At 76.0% G+C, this 5,790-nt stretch carries 3 protein-coding genes and 1 pseudogene; 1 reads left to right on the forward strand and 3 read right to left on the reverse strand.

Going from position 1 to position 5,790, the window contains the following annotated elements; all coding sequences use genetic code 11:
* Positions 1 to 83 precede the first annotated feature (83 nt).
* The 3 genes from trmB to HCN52_RS21145 all read right to left on the reverse strand — a co-directional run bounded on the left by trmB (position 84) and on the right by HCN52_RS21145 (position 4,311).
* Complete coding sequence (trmB, locus tag HCN52_RS21135) at positions 84 to 1,208, reverse strand: tRNA (guanosine(46)-N7)-methyltransferase TrmB (protein ID WP_168090041.1); 1,125 nt, start codon at positions 1,206 to 1,208, stop codon at positions 84 to 86.
* Between the two features lie 323 nt (positions 1,209 to 1,531).
* Entirely contained in the window at positions 1,532 to 2,740 is a 1,209-nt protein-coding gene (lhgD, locus tag HCN52_RS21140; protein WP_245175336.1) for an L-2-hydroxyglutarate dehydrogenase, read from the reverse strand.
* An 8-nt stretch (positions 2,741 to 2,748) separates the two neighbouring features.
* The gene (locus HCN52_RS21145; RefSeq protein WP_168090043.1) at positions 2,749 to 4,311 is read right to left on the reverse strand and encodes an NsdA family TPR-like regulatory protein; all 1,563 of its coding nucleotides are present in this window, start codon (positions 4,309 to 4,311) and stop codon (positions 2,749 to 2,751) included.
* Positions 4,312 to 4,995: 684 nt separating this feature from the next.
* Here HCN52_RS21145 and HCN52_RS21150 point away from each other — a divergent pair.
* Positions 4,996 to 5,790, forward strand: a pseudogene (locus HCN52_RS21150) (asparagine synthase-related protein); the annotation flags it as partial.

Raw genomic sequence — 5,790 nt, forward strand, 5'->3', positions numbered from 1 at the left:
CCCGGCCGCGGAGCTCCCAGGCGGCGGCGCTGCGGCTGCGCAGCGCGACCGTGGAATCGGCGACGCGGCGGGCGGACCTGGCCTCAGGGCAGGCGGCGGAACAGCAGGTCGTTGACGACGTGCCCCTTGTTGATGCCCTGCTGCTCGAACCGGGTCATCGGCCGGAACGCGGGGCGCGGGGCGTAGCCCTCCGCCGTGTTCTCGAACGACGGGCTGGCGGAGAGCACCTCCAGCATGTGCTCGGCGTACTCCTCCCAGTCCGTCGCGCAGTGCAGCAGCGCGCCCGGCGCCATGCGGGAGGCGCACAACTCGACGAACTCCGGCTGGATGATCCGCCGTTTGTTGTGCCGCTTCTTCGGCCACGGGTCCGGGAAGAAGACGCGGACCCCGGCGAGGCAGCGGCCGGAGAGCATGTCGCCCAGCAGGTGGTTGGCGTCGCCGTTGGCGACCCGCACGTTGTCCAGCCCGCGCTGCTCGGCCAGGCGCAGCAGGTTGCCCTGGCCCGGGGTGTGCACGTCGACCGCGAGGATGCCGGTGGCGGGGTCCGCAGCCGCCATCTCGACGGTCGCCTCGCCCATGCCGAACCCGATCTCCATCACCACCGGCCGGTCGCCGAAGAGCGCTTCGAGGTCGACAGCGGTCTCGGCGTCGACCTCCAGCCCCCAGCGGGACCAGAGCCGCACCAGCGCCTCGCGCTGTGCCTCCGTCACCCGGCTGCGGCGCGGGACGAAGCTGCGGATCGACAGGGCGTGGTCGGGCGCGGGGTTGGCGGTGGGGCCGACGCCGGGCGGGAACTGGCCGGGGGTGGGTCGCGGGTTCTCGGTGTGCTCCCAGGGCCGGCGGTGACCCGGCGGACGACGGCGTGCCCCCGAGGGCGCCCCGCCGGCTCCGGTCGCCGGCTCGGGGTCGACCCCGCGGTCGGCGTCGGACTCGGGGCCGACCTCGCGGTCGGCGTCGGAGTCGGGGGCCGAGTCGCTGCCGGCGGCCCGCTCGGCCGCCGGTTCGGCGGGGTCGTCGCTCGTGCGCGTCCCGGACGTCTCGGCCGGGGCGTCCGCCGCGTCGGCGGCGCCGTGGCCGGCGCCGTCCGGCGTCACCTCGCCGACTTCCTCGGGCGCGGACGAGGTCCGGGGCGCGGCCTGCGGGTCGGAGGCGGCGGAGCCGGTCGCGGCGGAGGGCTCGGCGGTGTGGGAGTGCGGAGGCTGGTGCATAGTGCCCCGATTTTACGGTCGCGGCTTCGCCGCCGTCGCCCGGACGGCCGAGCGCGGGGGCGGCCCCGGCCGCCCGGCCACCCGCTCCGGCGGTCCGCCGGGCAGGCACGCCCGGCCGTGGCGGACACCGGTCGCGCCGCCCGGCCCCGGCCGCTCAGAGCGGGTGTGTGCCCCCGCGTCGGATCGGCTCGCGGCGTCGGATGCGGTCAGCTGCACGGCGGAGAGGCGCCCTCGTACCGGGTGGTAACGCGGGCGTCCTTCGACAACGCGGCAGATGGCCGTGGCCGGCGTCGCGGGCCCGGCGTGGGGTCGCACACCCGCTCTCAGCCTCCGGCGAGCCGCCGCAGCGTCCGCTCCGCGATCTCCCGGCCGATCGGGAACGCGGCCGTCGCCGCCGGGGAGGGCGCGTTGAGCACGTGCACGCTGTGCGGACCCTCGGCGAACCGGAAGTCGTCCGCCAGGGTCCCGTCCGGCAGCACCGCCTGCGCCCGAACGCCGGCGGGCGCGGGCAGCAGGTCCTCCGGTTCCACCGCCGGGAGCAGCCGCCGCACCGCCGCCGTGAACCCGGCGGGGGAGAGCGACCGGCGGATCTCCGCCGCCCCGGCCCGCCAGTGGCGCGCCGCCAGCCGCCGGGTGCCGGGCCAGCCGAGCGTCGAGACCAGGTCGGCGGGGTCGACCGCGGACCACCGGTACCCCTCCCGGGCCAGGGCGGGCACCGCGTTCGGCCCCGCGTGGACCGTGCCGTCCGTCCCGCGGGTCAGGTGGACGCCGAGGAACGGCAGCGCCGGGTCGGCGACCGGGTACACCAGCCCCCGCACCAGCCGCGCAGCCCGTGGCGCGAGGGTGCGGTACTCCCCGCGGAACGGGACGATCCGCAGCCCCGGTTCCACGCCGGCCAGTCGCGCGAGCCGATCCCCGTGCAGCCCGGCGCACGTCACCAGCGCGCGTGCCCGCAGCACATGCCCGCCCTCGGTACCGAGGGCGACGCCGGTACCGGGACGCTGGTCCACCGCGGCGACCCGGGCGCCGTAGCGGACGTCGAGATCGGCGGCCAGCCGCTCCGCGACGGCGCCGAAGTCGCAGACGCCGGTGCTCGGCACCCGCAGCGCGGCGACCGCCCGGACATGCGGCTCGACCGCGGCGAGCTGCCGCTGTGAGAGCTCCTCCACCGCCACGCCGTTGGCGCGCCCGCGCTGCGCCAGGTCGCGCAACCGGGGCACGTCCTCGCTGGTCGTGGCCAGGACGACCTTGCCCGGGCGCGCGTGCGCCAGCCCGTGCTCGGCGCAGTACGCCAGCATCTCGGCGGCGCCGGCGACCGTCAGCCGCGCCTTCAGCGAGCCGGGGCGGTACGCCACGCCGCTGTGCACGACGCCGCTGTTGCGGCCGGTCTGGTGCCGCGCCGGCCCGGACTCCTTCTCCACGACGACCACCCGCAGCCGCGGCGAGGCGGTCCGCAGGGCGCGCGCCGTCGCCAGCCCCACGATGCCGCCGCCGACGACCAGCACATCGCAGTCGTACGGTGCCCGTGTCATGTGCTGGATCATGCCGGAGAAGCGAGGAGCGGGCGAGCAGCCTCCAGCAGCTCTTTCACGACGGGCTCGTTCTCGTACGGCTCCAGGCGGTGCAGCAGGTCGCGGACGTAGTCCGTGGCGCGGGCCGAGGAGATCCGCGCGGCCATCTCGATGGCGCGGGTGCCGATGGAGCACGCCGTGTCCAGGTTGCCCGACTCCAGCTCCGCTATGGCCGCCACCACCAGACGCAGGCCGTGCGACCGTGCGAAGTTCTCGGTCGGGTCGGAGAGCGACTCCTCGGTGAACCGCCGGGCCTGGCCGGGAGCCTTGAGGTCGGTGTAGCACTCGGCCGCGTCGGCGGCGAGCCGGTCGTAGGCGTAGAAGTCGAGCCAGCTCGGGTCCGGGTCACCGGAGCGCGAGCGCTCCAGCCAGCTCTCCGCGGCGGCCAGTGCCACGCCGCAGGCGTGCTTGTCGTTCGCCTTCGCCAGGGCCCGCGCCTCGACCAGCCGGAAGAAGCTCATGGTGCGGGCGGTCGCCAGTGAGCGGTTGCGCTCCAGCGCCGCCTGCGCGAGGTCGACGCCGTCCTCGGCGAAGCCGCGGTACGTGGCCTGCAGCGACATGGACGCCAGCACGTAGCCGCCCAGCGGCACGTCGGCGGCGGCGCGCGCGAGCCGCAGCGCCTGGATGTAGTAGCGCTGCGCTGCCTCCTGCTGACCGGTGTCGAACGCCATCCACCCCGCCAGCCGCGTCAGTTCGCTCGTCGCGCGGAACAGCGAGCGTCCCACCTCGTCCGAGTAGCTCCCCAGCAGCAGCGGCGCCGCATCGGTCCGCAGGCACTCCGGGACCATCGCCGAACGCCAGTCGCCACCGCCGTACTTGGAGTCCCAGCGCCGCGCCTCGTCGGCGGCCTCCCGCAGCTTGGACACGTCCGAGTGGCCGACCCGTCCGACGGCGCCGTCCCGGTCGCGGCAGGGGCCCGCCTCGGCTGCGGGGTCGCGCTCCTCGTCCCGGCCGGCCTCGCTGCCGGCGGGCTCCGCGCCGTCTGCACGGCCCGGCGGGCCGTCGACGGCGTCGCCGCCGGGTGCGCCCGGCGCACCGGCACCGTCCGGCGGCCCGTCGGCGGAGGCGTCCCGCGCCACCGAGGCGTCGGCCGGGGATATCAACCAGCGGGCGGCCGGCGTGGCGTAGGCGCTGACGGAGAACGACCCGGCCAGTGACTGCCACACGGCGCGCCCCGGGGAGGAGTCCAGTTGGTACAGCTCGGTCGCGCCGCGCACCGCCTCCGCGACGTGGCGCGGGAAACCGAGACCGACCTCGGGCGTCGGGTCGGTGTCCGCGAGGCCGATCTCGTGGAGCGGCACCGGCCGGCCCAGCTTGCTGCTGATGGCCGCGGCGATCAGGTGCGGCGCCGAACCCTGCGGCACCATGCCCTTGGTCACCCACCGGGCGACCGAGGTCTTGTCGTAGCGCAGCGTCAGGCCGCGCTGGGCGCCGAGGTCGTTGACCCGACGCGCAAGCCCGGCGTTACTCATTCCGGCGAGGACGAGGACGGTGCCGAGCTTCTCGTTCGGTCCGCGAGACTGCCTGGACATGCGCACCCCTGAACACCACCGACGGCAACCCCGCGACCAGCACAGGGCTTTCCGCGCTTTCGCCAACCCAGCGTAGTTCGATGCCTTCTGACCGTTAAGGGTCCTGTCGTCGGATGGCTGGTCTTCAACGGTGGCGAACTGCGGCCCAGCGGTTCGCCACCCCTGCCGGCTGGGCCGCCGCCGGGCCGCCGACCGGCCCCCTCGCACCGCGGCGGGCACGTTCCCACGGCGCTCCCGGTCGCGCTCCCGGCATGTGGCCGTGCGCCCGCCTGTGCGCTCTGTGCAGGTGAGGGCCCGAGGTCTTGCATGGTGCGGGCGTGGGTCGGTCCGCCGCGCTCTGGAAACCGGTGGGCCGCGAGAGGCCGCCGCCTCACATCCCCGCAGGCGGCGGTCGCGGCCCGGGAGGCGACCAGCGTCTCCCGGGTCACACCGGTGCGTCGCCCGCGCGCGATGCCGTCGTGGGGCGAACTCCGGCCAACAATGGCCGGATGGCGCCGGTTTCCAGGGGTGCAACCCGCCACGGGTCGGTCCGCCCTGCCCCGCGACGCACCACTCCGTACCGAGCCGTAGCACCCGCTCCCATGGCAGCATGGCCCCACTGTGTCCCGACTGCCCCACCTACCCGGGGGCGGGGCGCACCCGAAACAGCCCGCACGGCGGGCACGGCCCGGTGGGGGAGGCGGCATGCGATGGCTCGTGGGGTGGTGCGGAGCCTCGATCAGTGCTGCCCGGGACACCCTCCCGCTGGGGGCCCAGCCGCTGTGGGAGGGCCCCGACCCGCTCTGGGCGGTCGGTGACTGGCGCCCGGACGAGATCCGCCTGGTCCACGCGGACGGCGACACCCAGCTCGCCGTCCTCGGCCACTGCGGCGCCGACGACGCCCGACTGCGCTCCGCACTGATCTCGGCCCGTGCCGGTGCGCTGCGCCAACTCACCATGTTCCCGGGCAGTTACACCCCCGTCGCCCGGTTCGGGCGGCGCACCGTCATCCCCACCGACCTCGCCGGACTGCACCCGGTCTTCCACGCGGACTGGGAGGGCGGCACCGCCTACGCCACCGCGGCACTGCCGCTCGCCGACCTCGTCGAAGCCCAACTCGACATCGGTCAACTCGCCACGATGCTCGCCTGCCCCGAGTCGATGGAGGCGCTCGGCGACGGTTCGCCCTACGCCGGCGTCCGCCGGGTCCCGCCCGGGCGCGCCCTGTCGATGCGCGAGGGCGGCGTCCGCGATGTCAAGGAGTACGAACCGGCCGTCCCCACCGTCGTCGCAGCCCCCCAGGTCGAGCAGGAGGCGGCGATCGCCGGCGTCCGCGACGCCCTGGTCGAGGCGGTCCGGGCGCGGCTCGCCGCCCCCCGCCACATCAGCGAGCCGATGGCGCACGAACCCGCGGGCGCCCACGGCGCACTGCCGGCCGCGGCGGCCCTCCGCGCCCCCGGGGATCAGGTCGTTGAAGGTGACAGCGAGCAGCCGTTCACC

It is taken from the genome of Streptomyces bohaiensis (assembly GCF_012033785.1).
In the GTDB taxonomy this organism is placed as follows: domain Bacteria; phylum Actinomycetota; class Actinomycetes; order Streptomycetales; family Streptomycetaceae; genus Streptomyces; species Streptomyces bohaiensis.